Annotated in this window: 9 protein-coding genes; 4 read left to right on the top strand and 5 right to left on the bottom strand. The window is 58.7% G+C overall.

From position 1 onward, the window contains the following. Position 1: 1 nt before the first annotated feature. The 4 genes from narJ to MYY08_RS01785 form a co-directional block, all read right to left on the bottom strand. Entirely contained in the window at positions 2-724 is a 723-nt protein-coding gene (gene narJ, locus MYY08_RS01800; RefSeq protein WP_038624822.1) for a nitrate reductase molybdenum cofactor assembly chaperone, read from the bottom strand. Then, entirely contained in the window at positions 721-2265 is a 1545-nt protein-coding gene (gene narH / locus MYY08_RS01795) for a nitrate reductase subunit beta (RefSeq protein WP_038624820.1), read from the bottom strand. The genes narJ and narH overlap by 4 nt, the downstream gene beginning before the upstream one ends. Next, entirely contained in the window at positions 2262-6023 is a 3762-nt protein-coding gene (locus tag MYY08_RS01790; protein ID WP_288012739.1) for a nitrate reductase subunit alpha, read from the bottom strand. The genes narH and MYY08_RS01790 overlap by 4 nt, the downstream gene beginning before the upstream one ends. Positions 6024-6348: 325 nt before the next feature. After that, complete coding sequence (locus tag MYY08_RS01785; RefSeq protein WP_038624816.1) at positions 6349-7746, bottom strand: NarK family nitrate/nitrite MFS transporter; 1398 nt, start codon at positions 7744-7746, stop codon at positions 6349-6351. A gap of 368 nt (positions 7747-8114) precedes the next feature. On the opposite strand from MYY08_RS01785, the gene narL reads away from it, so the two are divergent. Beyond that, positions 8115-8768 (top strand): two-component system response regulator NarL, encoded by a 654-nt coding sequence (gene narL, locus MYY08_RS01780; RefSeq protein WP_190296094.1) that lies wholly within the window; start codon positions 8115-8117, stop codon positions 8766-8768. A gap of 36 nt (positions 8769-8804) precedes the next feature. Here narL and ansP read toward each other — a convergent pair whose 3' ends face one another. After that, positions 8805-10310: an L-asparagine permease gene (gene ansP, locus MYY08_RS01775; RefSeq protein WP_038624812.1), complete on the bottom strand. Its 1506-nt coding sequence runs from the start codon at positions 10308-10310 to the stop codon at positions 8805-8807. A gap of 511 nt (positions 10311-10821) precedes the next feature. Here ansP and narQ point away from each other — a divergent pair. The 3 genes from narQ to acrD form a co-directional block, all read left to right on the top strand. Continuing rightward, on the top strand, positions 10822-12516 hold the full coding sequence (gene narQ, locus MYY08_RS01770; RefSeq protein ID WP_288012734.1) for a nitrate/nitrite two-component system sensor histidine kinase NarQ: 1695 nt from the start codon (positions 10822-10824) through the stop codon (positions 12514-12516). Between the two features lie 59 nt (positions 12517-12575). Next, on the top strand, positions 12576-13208 hold the full coding sequence (locus MYY08_RS01765) for a response regulator (protein ID WP_038624807.1): 633 nt from the start codon (positions 12576-12578) through the stop codon (positions 13206-13208). A 217-nt stretch (positions 13209-13425) separates the two neighbouring features. Next, a partial coding sequence (gene acrD, locus MYY08_RS01760; protein WP_288012731.1) for a multidrug efflux RND transporter permease AcrD occupies positions 13426-16383 on the top strand: 2958 nt, incomplete at its 3' end.

Below are 16383 nucleotides of genomic sequence, written 5' to 3'. Positions count from 1 at the left end.
ATCAGCGTCCTGTCATTCCCGTGGTGGCTTGCGCCACGTCCAGATACTGTGGCGCAACCGCGCCGGCAAAGCGGCGCTGGTGCGCTTCCTGCTGTGCTGACGCGCAGCCCTGTTCGCCGAGGAAGCGGATCTGCTCCTCTTCCCATACCGCATCCAGCGCCTGCGGCGTATCGTCGCGCGCCTCCTGCGTCACCTGCGGCTCCAGCGCCTCGGCGGCGATGCCGCTTTCAGAGATTGCCAGCAGCAGATCGAGCAGGCCAGCCCAGCGGCTGTTGCGCTGATGCAGACGCGCGCTCAGCAGCGCCAGAATCGGCGCGATGTCCACCAGCCCTTCGCGCGCCGTTTCCGGCTCGCGACTGCTCAGATACTCCAGGTAGAGCGGCAGGAAATCGGGCAGCTCGCGGCTGTCCAGCTCCAGACCGGCGGCGCGATACTGCTCCATCAGATCGACCATCGCCTGGCCGCGATCGCGCGACTCGCCATGCACATGTTCAAACAGCAGCAGCGAAGTGGCGCGGCCGCGATCGAACAGCTCGCAGTAGTCGGCCTGTAGATCGAGCAGCGGGCAGGCGCTGAAGTCGCGCAGCAGCGTCAGCAGCTGTTCGCGCTGGGCTTCGTTCAGCTCGCTGGCGTCAGCCAGCGCCTCCTCCAGATCCGCCTGGTGATCGAACAGCGCCCGATCGGGATAGTCCAGCAAACGCGCAATAATGCGTAACGCAATCATGAGGCATCCCCCTGATTTTCAGTGCGGCGCGTGATGTCGATGGCATCGATGCGGCGCGTATTGAACAGGTTGAATTTGCTGTCGCTGCCGTGGCAGCCATCGCCGAAGCTGAAGCCGCAGCCTTTGCTTTCCGGGAACGCTTCGCGCGCCAGCTCACGGTGGCTGGAAGGAATCACGAAGCGATCTTCGTAGTTGGCGATCGCCAGGTAGCGGTACATCTCCTGCGCCTGGGCCTCGGTCAGGCCGACCTGTTCCAGCGCGCTGGTGTCGATCACGCCATCCACGCTTTCCGCGCGTTTGTAGTGACGCATCGCCAGCATGCGCTTCAGCGCCAGCAGCACCGGCGCGGTATCGCCCGCGGTCAGCAGGTTCGCCAGGTACTGCACCGGAATGCGCAGGCTTTCCACATCCGGCAGCACGCCTTGCTGGTCCAGCACGCCCGCGTCGGCGGCGGACTGAATCGGCGACAGCGGCGGCACGTACCAGACCATCGGCAGCGTGCGGTATTCCGGGTGCAGCGGCAGCGCCAGCTTCCAGTCCATCGCCATTTTGTACACCGGCGATTTCTGCGCCGCGTCAATAACGCTCTGCGGCACGCCATCTTTCAGCGCCTGCTCAATCACTGCTGGATCGTGCGGGTCGAGGAAGACGTCGAGCTGGCTCTGGTAGAGATCCTGCTCGTTCTCCACCGCGGCCGCCTGTTCAATGCGGTCCGCATCGTACAGCAGCACGCCGAGATAGCGGATGCGGCCAACGCAGGTTTCAGAGCAAACGGTCGGCTGGCCCGCTTCGATGCGCGGATAGCAGAAGATACATTTTTCTGACTTGCCGCTTTTCCAGTTGAAGTAGATTTTTTTATACGGGCAGCCGGTCAGACACATACGCCAGCCGCGGCATTTGTCCTGATCGATCAGCACGATGCCGTCTTCCGAGCGCTTATAGATAGCGCCGCTGGGACAGGTGGCGACGCAGGCCGGGTTCAGACAGTGTTCGCACAGACGCGGCAGGTACATCATGAAAGTGTTTTCGAACTGGCCGTACATCTCTTTCTGGATGTTGTCGAAGTTCTTATCCTGGGAGCGTTTGGAGAACTCGCCGCCGAGGATCTCTTCCCAGTTCGGGCCGTTTTCGATTTTCTTCATGCGCTGGCCGGTGATCAGCGAACGCGGACGGGCGATCGGCTGATGTTTGCCTTCCGGCGCGTTGTGCAGATGCTGATAATCGAAATCGAACGGCTCGTAGTAATCATCCAGCGCCGGTACGTCCGGGTTGGCGAAGATTTTGGAGAGCACGCCGACGCGACTGCCCATGCGCGGCTGCAACTGACCGTTGATTTTACGGATCCAGCCGCCCTTCCATTTCTCCTGATCTTCCCAGGCGCGCGGATAGCCGACGCCCGGTTTGCTTTCGACGTTGTTAAACCAGGCGTATTCCATGCCCTCGCGGCTGGTCCAGACGTTTTTACAGGTAACCGAACAGGTATGACAGCCGATGCATTTGTCGAGGTTTAACACCATACCGACTTGCGAACGAATTTTCATTGCTGCGCCTCCTGACGGGTACCCTGGCAATCGTCGTTGCCTTCACCGTCCAACCAATTGACATTGTTCATTTTTCTCACCACCACAAATTCATCACGGTTTGAACCTACCGTTCCGTAGTAGTTGAAGCCGTAAGAGAGCTGCGCGTAGCCGCCGATCATATGGGTCGGTTTCGGGTAAACGCGCGTTACTGAGTTATGGATACCGCCGCGCTGACCGGTGATTTCCGCGCCAGGAATATTCACGATACGTTCCTGCGCGTGGTACATCATGGTCATCCCGGCCGGTACGCGCTGACTCACCACCGCGCGCGCCGTCAGCGAGCCGTTGGCGTTGAACGCTTCGATCCAGTCGTTATCCTGAATGCCCAGCTCGCGCGCATCTTCTTCGCTCATCCAGACTATCGGTCCGCCGCGTGACAGCGTCAGCATCAGCAGGTTGTCGCTGTAGGTGGAGTGGATGCCCCACTTCTGGTGCGGCGTAATAAAGTTGAGCGCTTTTTCCGGGTTGCCGTTCGGCTTCTGGTTCAGCAGCGGCTGCGCGGCGCGGGTATCCACCGGCGGACGGTAGACCAGCAGGCTTTCGCCGAAGGCGCGCATCCACTCATGATCCTGATAAAGCTGCTGACGGCCGCTGAGGGTACGGAACGGAATCAGCTCATGGATGTTGGTGTAGCAGGCGTTATAGGAGACGTGCTCATCTTCCAGGCCGGACCAGGTCGGGCTGGAGATGATTTTACGCGGCTGCGCCTGAATATCGCGGAAGCGGATTTTTTCCTCTTCTTTGTTCAGCGCCAGATGCGTATGGTCACGCCCGGTGATTTTGCTCAGCGCGCCCCAGGCTTTTACCGCTACGTGGCCATTGGTTTCCGGCGCCAGCGTCAGGATCACCTCTGCGGCGTCGATAGCGCTGTCGATATTCGGACGACCGGCTGCCGGCCCTTCCGCTTTGACATAGTTGAGTTTCTTCAGCAGGTCGACTTCAGTCTGGGTATTCCAGCTGATGCCTTTGCCGCCGTTGCCCAGCTTGTCCATCAGCGGACCAAGAGAGGTGAAGCGCTCCCAGGTGGCCGGATAGTCACGCTCAACGGCGATAATATGCGGCGCGGTTTTGCCCGGAATCAGATCGCATTCGCCTTTCTTCCACTCACTTACGCCGAACGGCTGTCCCAGCTCAGCGGCGGAGTCGTGCTGTATCGGCAGCGTCACCACGTCGGTCTCTTTGCCAAGATGCCCAACGCACACTTCAGAGAAGCGTTTCGCGATGCCTTTATAAATTTCCCAGTCGCTTTTCGCTTCCCAGGCGGGATCGACGGCGGCGGAGAGCGGATGAATAAACGGATGCATATCCGAGGTATTCATATCGTCTTTTTCGTACCAGGTGGCGGTCGGCAGCACGATATCGGAGTAGAGACAGGTGCTGGACATGCGGAAATCGAGCGTCACCACCAGATCGAGTTTGCCGACGCTGGGATTATCCTGCCATTCCACTTCCTGCGGCTTCACGCTGCCCTGCTCGCCCAGGTCTTTGCCCTGAATGCCGTTTTCGGTGCCCAGCAGGTACTTGAGCAGATACTCATGACCTTTGCCGGAGGAGCCGAGCAGGTTGGAGCGCCAGACAAACAGGTTGCGCGGGAAGTTCTGCGGGTTGTCGGGCTGCTCGGCGGCAAAGCGCAGCGCGCCGTTTTTCAGGCTCTCGACGGTATAGTCAACCGGCGTCTGACCCGCTGCGGCCGCTTTCGCCGCGATATGCAGCGGGTTGGTCGCCAGCTGCGGCGCGGACGGCAGCCAGCCCATGCGTTCGGCGCGCACGTTGAAGTCGATCAGGCTGCCCTGGAAGCGCGACTTGTCCGCCAGCGGCGACAGCAGCGTTTCGGTGGCTACAGTTTCATGACGCCACTGGCTGGAGTGGTTGTAGAAGAACGAGGTGCCGTTCATATGGCGTGGCGGACGCTGCCAGTCAAGGCCAAACGCCAGCGGAGTCCAGCCGGTCTGCGGACGCAGTTTTTCCTGGCCGACATAGTGCGCCCAGCCGCCGCCGCTCTGCCCTACGCAACCGCAGAAGACCAGCATATTGATCAGCCCGCGGTAGTTCATATCCATATGGAACCAGTGGTTCATGCCCGCGCCGACGATGATCATCGAACGACCGTGGGTTTTTTCCGCGTTTTCAGCGAACTCGCGCGCGATGCGGATCATCTGATGGCGGGAAACGCCGGTGATTTTTTCCGCCCAGGCTGGCGTATAGGCTTTAATCTCATCGTAGCTGGCGGCGCAGTTAGCGTCGTCGAGGCCGCGATCCAGACCGTAGTTAGCCATCGTCAGATCGTAGACGCTGGTGACCAGCGCTTCGCTGCCGTCGGCCAGTTTCAGGCGCTTGACCGGCAGCTTATGCAGCATGATTTCATCCAGCGCCACGCTGTTGAAATGTTCGCTTTCGGCGCCGCCGAAGTACGGGAAGCCGACGTCCGCCACCTCATCGTGGCTGCCGAGCAGGCTCAGCTGTAGCTCAACCTCACGCTGCGACTGACCTTCGCGCGCTTCCAGGTTCCATTTGCCCTCTTCGCCCCAGCGGTAGCCGATAGAGCCTAACGGCGCGACCAGTTCACCGCTCAGGCCGTCGATGGCGATGGTTTTCCATTCCGGGTTGTTTTCCTGGCCGAGGTTGTCCACCAGATCGCTGGCGCGCAGCATGCGGCCCGCCGCGTAGTAGCCACCGTCGCGCGGCTCCAGCATTACCAGCATCGGCATGTCGGTGTAGCGGCGCACGTAGTCGCGGAAATAGCTGACTTCGCGATCGAGATGGAACTCTCTCAGCATCACGTGGCCCATCGCCAGCGCCATCGCGCTGTCGGTGCCCTGCTTCGGATTCAGCCAGAGATCGCACAGCTTGGCGACTTCCGCATAGTCCGGCGTGACCGCCACGGTTTTGGTGCCTTTGTAACGCACTTCGGTAAAGAAGTGGGCGTCCGGCGTACGCGTCTGCGGCACGTTGGAGCCCCAGGCGATAATATAGGAGGAGTTATACCAGTCGGCCGATTCCGGCACGTCGGTCTGCTCGCCCCAGGTCATCGGCGAGGCGGGCGGCAGGTCGCAGTACCAGTCGTAGAAGCTAAGGCAGGTGCCGCCGATCAGCGACAGGTAGCGCGCGCCCGACGCATAGGAAACCATTGACATCGCCGGAATCGGCGAGAAGCCGACGATACGGTCCGGGCCGAAGGTTTTCGCAGTCCAGACGTTGGCCGCCGCGATAATTTCATTCACTTCCTGCCAGCTGGAGCGCACAAAACCGCCGCGCCCGCGCGCCACTTTGTAGCTTTTCGCTTTTTCCGCATCGTTAACGATCGAGCCCCATGCGTCGACCGGATCGCTGTGCTGCGCTTTCGCTTCACGCCATAATTTCACCAGGCGCTTGCGCATCAGTGGATATTTCAGGCGATTGGCACTATATAAATACCAGGAGTAGCTGGCGCCGCGCGGGCAGCCGCGAGGCTCGTGATTCGGCAGATCCGGGCGGGTGCGCGGATAATCGGTTTGCTGCGTTTCCCAGGTGACGAGACCGTTTTTGACGTAGATTTTCCAGCTACAGGAACCGGTGCAGTTGACGCCGTGCGTGGAGCGCACGATTTTGTCATGCTGCCAACGGCTACGGTAACCATCTTCCCAGTCCCGGTTAGTGTTGAGTGTCTGGCCATGTTGACCAGAAAAAGGTTCAGCTAGCTGTTTGAAGTAGCGAAACCGATCCAGAAATTTGCTCATCTGGAATTCTCCTGAAGGCTCGGTGTTGTTATAAATGGCTAAACGACATTGCTTTTGGTGATAGGCGTCAGCCTACTGAGCTGACGGCGTTGGGCGCTTGATTGCGATCAAGTCAGCTCCTTTGCCGTCCCGACCGCGCCACGCCGACTACCACTAAAGTGGCACCTTGTATCCTGCTATAACTCCATGAATTTATTGCTTAAATAGCCTTACTATCGCTATGGATAATAAGTCTGGCTTTTTGCTGGCTATTTGGGAGTAGAGTGCGGACGGCGAGGCGACAAATAAAAACCGGCTCTGCCAGAAACAGAGCCGGTAGTAGCGATTAACGCGCCGCTTTACGGCCGTAAACCAGCCAGGTGATCAGGATGCAAATCACGTAGAACACCAGGAAGATTTTCATGGCGCCGGCTGGCGAACCGGTCATCGCCAGAGAGATGCCGAAGGTTTGCGGAATGAAGAAGCCTCCCGCTGCGCCAATCGCAGAGATAAAGCCGAGCGCCGCTGCGGTATCGGTCACCGCTTCCTGCTGCGCCTCTTTATCGCTGCCGCCGCGCGCTTTGACTTTATCCCAGGTGATTTTGCGGAAAATCACCGCGATCATCTGGTATGTCGAGCCGCTGCCGAGGCCTGCGGTTAAGAACAGCACCATAAAGATGCCGAAGAACATCGGGAAGGAACCCGCGTCACCCTCGCCAGGCAGCGCCAGGAACAGCAGCGCGGTGAACAGCGCCATAACGATGAAGTTAATCAGCGTAACCCGTACGCCGCCGAAGCGGTCGGAGATCACGCCGCCAGCGGAACGCGCCAGCGCGCCCAGCAGCGGACCGAAGAAGGCGTACTTCATGATCACAATATCCGGGAACTGCGTTTTCGACAGCATGGCGAAACCGGCGGAAAAACCGATAAACGAGCCGAACGTGGCGAGATAGAGCAGGCTCAGGCCCCAGAGATGCGCGCGCTTCAGTACCGGCAGCTGTTGACGCAGCGAGGCTTTCGAGGCGGCGAGATCGTTCATGCCGAACCAGGCGGCGATAGTGGCGATCAGCAGCAGCGGCACCCAAATCCAGGCGGCGTTTTCCAGCCACATCTGGCTGCCGTCGGCGGTGACCTGGCCATGGCCGCCAAAGAAGTCAAAAATCGCAAAAGAGATGGCAACCGGCGCCAGCAGCTGCATCACGCTCACGCCCAGGTTGCCCAGGCCGCCGTTGATACCCAGCGCGCCGCCCTGCTGCGCCTTTGGAAAGAAAAAGCTGATATTGCCCATGCTGGAGGCGAAGTTCGCGCCCGCGAAACCGCACAGCAGCGAGATTACGATGAAAATAGCGAAAGGCGTTTCCGGGTTCTGCACGGCGAAACCAAGCCAAACGCAGGGCAACAGCAGAAAGCCGGTGCTGAAAGCGGTCCAGCGGCGGCCGCCGACCAGGGGAATAACAAAGGAATAAGGGACGCGCAGAAGCGCGCCGGAAACGGAAGGCAGCGCCGTTAACAGAAAGAGCTGATCGGTAGTAAAGTTAAAGCCGACCTTATTTAAATTAACGGCAACGGTGCTGAACAGCATCCAGACGCAGAATGCCAACAGCAGGCAAAAAACGGAAATCCACAGGTTACGACTGGCGATGCGTTTACCGCACTGCTGCCAGAACTGGGCATCTTCCGGCCGCCAGTCCTGAATGACGGCGCCCGATGCTTTTTTTTCTGATGGCGTGGCTAAATTTGACATAACAACCCCGGTAAAGGAATGAAAACTGCGCACATCCTGCCGGGTCGATTAGCGCGCGGAGTTGACATAAATCAACGGGGAAACAGTTAGTTTTAGCCTGCCAGTGCGTCCAGTCTACTAAATGAGTAGAAGCTGTGGCATTATTATTATGCTAAAAAACAAGCCGTTAAAAAAATAAAACGCATTGTTTTAAAGATTTTAAGCCGTTTTTTGTTTCATTGGTGATACTCCCTTAGAGGTGTAAAGAAAAAATTAAGAATAATGAAAAATAGCGGTCGACAGGCAGCCTCGCGCCTGAGAACCAACCTCTCGTCACGCTTTATCAGACCTCGCCGCTGCCGTCCACACCATGATTAACCGGAGCCATTATGACCACCCATGACGCCGCCACCATCCTTCTGATTGATGATCATCCTATGCTGCGTAATGGCGTTAAGCAGCTTATTAGCCTCGATCCGCAGTTACAGGTGATCGCCGAAGCAGGCAATGGCGAACAGGGTATCACGCTGGCCGAACAGCACGATCCTGACCTGATTTTGCTCGATTTAAATATGCCGGGCATTAACGGTCTGGAAACCCTCGACCGTCTGCGACGCATTGACCTGTCGGGCCGCATCGTCGTGTTTACCGTTTCTAATGATGAAGAAGATGTGGTCAACGCGCTGAAGCGCGGCGCAGACGGCTATCTGTTGAAGGATATGGAGCCGGAGGCGCTGCTGACAGCACTGCATCAGGCGGCCGCCGGTCAGATGGTGTTAAGCGACGCTTTAACGACGGTATTGATCAGCAGCTTGCGCGAAACACCGCCCGCGGCTCAGCGCGATATTCAACAGCTGACGCGCCGGGAACACGATATTCTGCGGCAAATCGCCCGCGGGCTGCCGAATAAAACCATTGCCCGTAAGCTCAATATCACCGAAAGCACAGTGAAGGTGCATGTAAAGCATCTGCTGAAAAAGTTACAGCTGAAGTCGCGCGTCGAAGCGGCGGTCTGGTATTTGCAGAATAAAACGGGCGGGTAAGCGGCGGACGACTGTTTCGTCCGCCAGAAGAAAAGCTTACTTAGAGGGATGCTCATTCAGCGAGGCAGCTTGCTGCTCCGATGCGGCCGGTTCATGGTGATCATGCTCCGTCATAGCGATGGCATGAACGCGCTTGCGCACGCCAAACCAGCCCAGAATCAGCACCACGGCGATCAATGGAATTGAGGCCACGGTAAAGGTGCCGTTCGGGTAGTCGAACGCCATCAGCACCAGCACGCTAAGCAGGAACAACAACGTCAACCATGAGGTGACCGGCGCGCCCGGCAGCTTGAAGCTGACGTCATCCGCCTTGCCCTCTTTAATCGCCTTACGCAGACGCATCTGACAAACGATAATGAAGGCCCAGGTCGACAGAATGCCCAGCGACGCAATGTTCAGTACGATCTCAAACACCTGCGACGGCACATAATAGTTCAGCACCACGCCCACTACATAGACGGCGATCGTCACCAGAATACCGGCATACGGCACCTGTTGGCTGCTCATCTTCGCCAGCGATTGCGGCGCGGAGCCGCCCATCGCCATTGAGCGCAGAATACGTCCGGTGGAGTAAAGGCCGGAGTTCAGGCTCGATAACGCGGCGCTCAGCACCACGATATTCATAATGCTGCCAATATAAGGCACGCCCAGCTTAGAGAAGAAGGTGACGAACGGGCTTTGTCCCGCCTGATAGGCGTTCCAGGGCAGCAGCAGCACCAGCAGCACGACGGAGCCGACATAGAACAGACCGATACGCCAGATAACGCTATTAATCGCCTTCGGCAGCACCTTTTTCGGCTCTTTGCATTCGCCGGCGGCAATGCCCACCAGCTCGATAGAGGCGAAGGCGAAGACCACGCCCTGCACCAGCACCAGCGCCGGCAGCAAGCCGTGCGGGAACATCCCGCCGTTATCGGAGATCAAATGGAAGCCGGTCGCATTGCCGTCCAGCGGCTTGCCGCTGCCCAGGAAAACGACGCCGACCACGAGGAAAATAACGATCGCCAGTACTTTCACCAGCGCGAACCAGAACTCCATTTCGGCGAACCATTTCACCCCAATCAGGTTCATGGTGCCGACAATCGCCAGCGCGCCCAGCGCGAAGACCCACTGCGGCACATCGCCAAACGCGCCCCAGTAGTGCATATAGAGCGCCACCGCGGTGATATCGACAATGCCGGTCATCGCCCAGTTGACGAAATACATCCAGCCCGCGACATAAGAGGCTTTTTCACCCAGAAACTCGCGCGCATAAGAGACAAAACTGCCGCTGGAAGGCCGATGCAATACCAGTTCGCCTAACGCGCGCAGAATAAAGAAGGAGAAGATGCCGCAGACGAGATAAACCAGCGCCAGCGCCGGACCGGCAGCCTGTAAACGCGCGCCCGCGCCGAGAAACAGACCGGTACCAATAGCGCCGCCGATGGCGATCATTTGTACCTGACGGTTGCCCATCGCTTTGTCGTAGCCAGCATCATGTGAATTCAGCCAGCGTCTTTTGGCAGCGCGCTGTTCCGCTGCCGTTTTCTTGGTTGCTTTCATTGCCTTTCCTGTTGTCCTGCCCGATAAAGGAGCTACTGTCCGCTCAAGCCCCTTTCCCCTTTATAACCAATCGTTTGCGTTACAGGGAGTCCGGGGGGCAAATCCGCTGAAAATCTGAGTGTTGTAATGTAGCGACACAGCGGATTTACGGCGATGAATCCTAACCGTTCTCTTAAGGGGAAGCAAAACCCCAACAGCGAAATTTTTTACTCTTTTGTAATTTTTGTGGCACAACTTAAAAAGCGAGAACGCCGCGCTGGCGCTGCGTAAAAGCGGGATCTACCCCAGCACGCGGCCAGGAAAGTAACGCGTTAGTAACGCCCGGTTGAAAAGCCAGCCCCGCGCTTATCCTCCCGCCGGGTCGCGGCGGCCTTAGTGAAGCATTATCTGCCTTGCCGATGCGATAAAAAGGCGCCGCGCGCATTTTCCTGCTGCTAATTTGACTTGACACCGCTGCGTGCCCTGTCGTTTCAGGCTATGATTGCTCCTCTTTTTTGAGTTAAGTTTTCCCATGCTGAAACGTTCCGTTACCAGTTCTATCGCCCGCGCGCTGGCCGGCATCGTCATTCTTTCGGTGCTTTCCACAAGCCTGGCTCTGCTGACGCTTTCCGGCAGCCTGCGCGATGCGGAAATGATCAATCTTGCCGGCTCGCTGCGTATGCAAAGCTACCGCCTGGCCTGGGATTCCGATACCCATTCTCCCGAACTGGAAACGCATCTGTATGCGTATCAGCAGTCGCTGAATGCGCCGGTGTTGCAGCATCTGAACCGCTTTTACGTGCCGGAAAACGTGCGTAATCGTTACCGTCAGCTGAAAGTCAGCTGGCCCATGCTGCAGGCGGATCTGTTGAGTGGGGAGCCGCAGCGCTATTCGCAACATGTGGCAGGCTATGTCGGAGAGATCGACCGCTTTGTCTACGATCTGCAGCGCTATGCGGAACGCAAAATGCAGCTGGTGGCGCTGACCAGCGGCGTCGGCTTCATCGCTATTGTCGCGCTCGCCTTCTGGACGATTCGCCTGACGCGCCGTCAGGTGGTCAAGCCGCTTAATCGGCTGGTGCAGGCCAGCCGCTATATCGAACAGGGCAATTTCCACTATCCGCCGCTTGAGACGTCGCTGGAGAATGAGCTGGGCCTGCTGGCCAACGCGTTTAATCGCATGTCGGGCGAGCTGGAACGCCATTACAGCGAGCTGGAAAATACGGTGAAAGCGCGAACCGCCGATCTGCTGGTGGCGAATCAAACCATGACGATCCTCTACGAGGCTTCGCAGGCGCTGGCGGTCAGCAGCCTGAGTCATCCAACGATTACCGAGGTGATGGAAATTGTGTTCTGCCGCGCGAAACTCACCGCGCTGGCGCTGGATGCCGGAGAAAGCTGGCAGTTCGCGTTGGGAACGCCGCAGCCCGATAAAACCTGGCAGCATTTAGCGCTGAAACAGGAGAATCAGCCCGGCGGCGAGCTGCGCTGGCAGGAAGGCGATCGACACACGCCCGCGCCGCTGATGCAGAGCGTCGGCAACCTGCTGTCGCGCGCCATCTGGATTCATCAGGCGCAAAAACAGCAGCAGCAGCTTCTGCTGATGGAGGAGCGCGCCACCATCGCGCGCGAATTGCACGATTCGCTGGCGCAGGCGCTGTCGTTTCTGCGCATACAGCTGACGTTGCTGAAGCGCACTATTACAACCGAGCAGCAGCCGGCGCAGCAGATCATCAGCGATTTCGATCAGGCGCTGGCGGAAGCCTATCGTCAACTGCGCGAACTACTGAACACCTTTCGCCTGTCGGTGGATGAAGCCTGTCTGCCCGCAGCGCTACAGGCGATGCTGACGCCGCTGCAGCAACAAACTTCCGCCGAAATTGCGCTGACCTGCGCGTCAAGCTTTGACGCGCTGACGGCGCAGCAGCAGGTGCATGTGCTACAGATTGTGCGCGAAGCGGTGCTGAACGCGATTCGCCACGCCGACGCCCGCCGTATTGAGGTAAGCTGCGTCACGCTGGAAAGCGGCGAACACCATATCACTATCAGCGATGACGGCTGCGGGCTCGATACCGTTGAGGAGCCGGCCGGGCACTATGGCCTGACGATTATGCATGAGCGGGCGCAGCGGCTCGGCGGAACACTGCAAATGGAAACTACGCCTGCTGCCGGAACGCGGCTGCTGCTGCGCTTTCCGATGCAGGCGACAGAAACCGTGACGGGGTAACCCTTCGTTATCATTTTTATTTAGCCAGCCGACGCTGGCGCTCTACGCCTGGGAGTACCATGGACAATCGACATTTTACCGTGATGCTGGTGGACGATCATCCGCTGATGCGGCGGGGGATCCGTCAGCTGCTGGAGCTGAACAGCCATTTTGACGTCGTCGCCGAGGCCAATAACGGCACCGAGGCGCTGGCGGAGGCCAGCCGGCTGTCGCCGGACGTAATTCTGCTGGATCTGCATATGAAAGGCATGTCCGGCCTCGATACGCTGAAGGCGTTGCGCAATGAAGGCGTGGCGGCGCGCATTCTGGTGCTGACCGTCTCCGACACGCGCAGCGATATCTACGCCATGCTGGACGCCGGCGCGGACGGCTACCTGTTGAAAGACAGCGAGCCTGAGGTGCTGTTGCAGCAGATTATCGACGGCGCGCAGGGCGCTAACGTTTACAGCAGCGTGGTGCGCGACTATCTGGTGACCCGCGCCCACAGCGCCAATCCGTTCGAGACGCTGACCGAGCGCGAACTGGACGTGCTGCAGGAAGTGGCGCGCGGCCTTTCTAATAAAGAGATTGCGGCCGCGCTGCATATTTCGGAAGAGACGGTAAAGGTGCATATTCGCAACTTCCTGCGTAAGCTGGATGTGCGTTCGCGCGTAGCCGCGACCGTGCTGTGGCTGGAGAATAAGCATCGCTGATCGCTTCGTGTCATAACGCCCCGCGTTTCGGCACGATAATTTACATTTTCTCCTCTTTTTCTCCACGATTCTTCTTCCGGGGACGCGTAAAGTGATGCGATATCCGATCGCACTGAATCGATTAACAAATCACCCAGCATAGCCTGCCCGTCGCGACGTCAACGCGACCGGCAGGTTTGTTCCCGTTGATAACATCGTATTGAGGAGTGCCGCTGTAATGGCGAATTTTTTTATTGACCGCCCAATCTTTGCCTGGGTGTTGGCAATAATGATGTGCCTGACCGGCGCGCTGGCGATTATCTCATTACCGGTGGAACAGTATCCCGATCTCGCGCCGCCCAACGTGCGCATTACGGCAAATTATCCCGGCGCCTCGGCGGAGACGCTGGAAAATACGGTGACGCAGATTATCGAGCAGAGCATGACCGGCATCGATAACCTGATGTATATGTCGTCGCAGAGCAGTAACACCGGCCAGATGACCATCACCCTCACCTTTTCTGCCGGCACCAACCCCGATGAAGCGCGTCAACAGGTGCAGAACCAGTTACAGTCGGCCCTGCGCAAACTGCCACAGGCGGTGCAGCAGCAGGGCGTGACGGTGAATAAAACCGGCGAAAGCAATATTCTGATGCTGGCGTTTGTCTCTACCGACGGCAGTATGGATAAGCAGGATATCGCCGACTATGTCGCCAGTAATATTCAGGACCCCCTCAGCCGCATCAGCGGCGTCGGCCAGGTGGACGCCTACGGCACTCAGTATGCGATGCGTATCTGGCTCGATCCCAACAAGCTGATTAACTATTCGCTCACCACGCAGGATGTGGTAAGCGCGATTGAATCGCAGAACAGTCAGGTCGCGGTGGGTCAGGTCGGCGGCACGCCGTCGGTCGATAACCAGGCGCTGAACGCCACGGTCAACTCGCAGTCGCTGCTGCAAACGCCGGAACAGTTTAAAGCAATTACGCTGCGCACCAACCGCGACGGCTCGGTGGTGACGCTGGGCGACGTGGCGGAGGTGGCGCTGGGCGCGGAGAAATATGACTACCTCAGCCGCTATAACGGTATGGCGGCCTCTGCCCTGGGCGTAAAGCTCGCCTCCGGCGCCAACGAGCTGGAGACCGATCGTCTGGTGCGCGCGCGCGTCGAGGAGCTGTCGCGCTACTTCCCGCATGGCCTGGAGGCGAAAGTCGCCTATGAGACCACGCCGTTTGTCACCGCCTCGATCCGCGACGTGGTGAAAACCCTGCTGGAAGCGGTGCTGCTGGTCTTCCTGGTGATGTATCTGTTTATGCAGAACTTCCGCGCCACCCTGATCCCAACAATAGCGGTGCCGGTGGTGCTGCTGGGCACCTTCTCGGTGCTTTACCTCTGCGGCTTCAGTATCAATACACTGACCATGTTCGCGATGGTGCTGGCGATCGGCCTGCTGGTGGATGACGCCATCGTGGTAGTGGAAAACGTCGAGCGCATTATGAGCGAAGAAGGCCTGTCGCCGCGCGAGGCCACCCGTAAATCGATGGGGCAAATTCAGGGCGCGCTGGTGGGCATTACATTGGTGCTTTCCGCCGTGTTTGTGCCGATGGCCTTTTTCGGCGGCACCGTCGGCGCGATTTACCGTCAGTTCTCGATCACCGTGGTGTCGGCGATGGTGCTGTCGGTGCTGGTGGCGATGATTTTAACGCCTGCGCTCTGCGCCTCACTGCTGAAGCCGGTGGCGCCAGGCCATCATCACCAGCGGCGCGGCTTCTTCGGCTGGTTTAATCGCATGTTCGCGCGCAATACCCAGCGCTATGAACGCGGCGTGGGGAAAATTCTGCATCAAACCGGACGCTGGCTGCTGATCTACCTTGCGATTATCGGTCTGATGGCGTTTCTGTTTCTGCGTCTGCCCACCTCTTTCCTGCCGCTGGAAGATCGCGGCATCTTTACGACGCAGGTGCAGCTGCCGCCCGGCTCGACGCAGCAGCAGACGCTGAAGGTGGTGGAAAAGGTGGAAAGCTATTACATGACCCACGAGAAAGAGAATATCGAATCGGTATTCGCTACCGTCGGTTCCGGTCCCGGCGGCAACGGTCAGAACGTGGCGCGCCTGTTTGTACGGCTGAAAGACTGGGAGATGCGCGCCGACGCCGATCGATCCTCGTTCGCGATTATTGAACGCGCCACCAAAGCCTTCCGCCAAATTAAAGAGGCGCGCGTCATCGCCAGCAGTCCGCCCGCCATCACCGGCATGGGCAGCTCCGCCGGTTTCGATATGCAATTACAGGATCATGCCGGGATTGGACATACGCAGCTGATGGCGATGCGCGATCGGCTGCTGGCGCTGGCGTCGCAGGACTCGCGCCTGGCGCGCGTGCGCCACAACGGGCTGGATGACAGCCCGCAGCTGCGCATCGATATCGATCAGCGCAAGGCGCAGGCGCTGGGCGTCTCTATCGACGATATTAACGATACGCTGAAAACCGGCTGGGGCTCGACCTACGTGAACGACTTCCTCGATCGGGGACGCGTGAAAAAGGTTTATGTGCAGGCGGCGGCGAAATATCGCATGCTGCCGGATGACATTAACAAATGGTACGTGCGCAACAGCTCAGGCGGCATGGTGCCGTTCAGCGCCTTCGCCAAAACCAGCTGGGAAACCGGATCGCCGCGCCTGGAGCGCTATAACGGCTACGCGTCGCTGGAAATTGTCGGCGAGGCGGCGCCCGGCGTGAGTACCGGCACCGCGATGAACGTGATGGAGCAACTGGTGAGCCAGCTGCCGCTCGGCGTCGGCCTGCAATGGACTGGCGCCTCTTTACAGGAGCGGCTTTCCGGCTCGCAGGCGCCGGTGCTCTACACTATTTCGCTGCTTGTCGTCTTCCTCTGCCTGGCGGCGCTTTATGAGAGCTGGTCGATTCCGTTCGCCGTGATGCTGGTGGTGCCGCTGGGCGTAGTGGGCGCGCTGATCGCCACCTGGGCGCGCGGGCTGGAAAACGATGTCTATTTCCAGGTCGGGCTGCTGACGGTCATCGGCCTGTCGGCGAAAAACGCCATCCTGATCGTCGAGTTCGCCAACGATATCAACCGTCGCGGCGGCGATCTGCTCGCCGCCACATTAGAAGCCTCGCGCCAGCGTCTGCGTCCGATATTAATGACTTCGCTGGCGTTTGTTTTCGGCGTGCTGCCGATG

Origin of the sequence: Mixta sp. (assembly GCF_024610815.1) — a bacterium.
Lineage (GTDB): Bacteria > Pseudomonadota > Gammaproteobacteria > Enterobacterales > Enterobacteriaceae > Mixta > Mixta calida.
The sequence above is the reverse complement of the archived record's forward strand: the minus strand, read 5'-3'. Positions and strand labels throughout refer to the sequence as shown.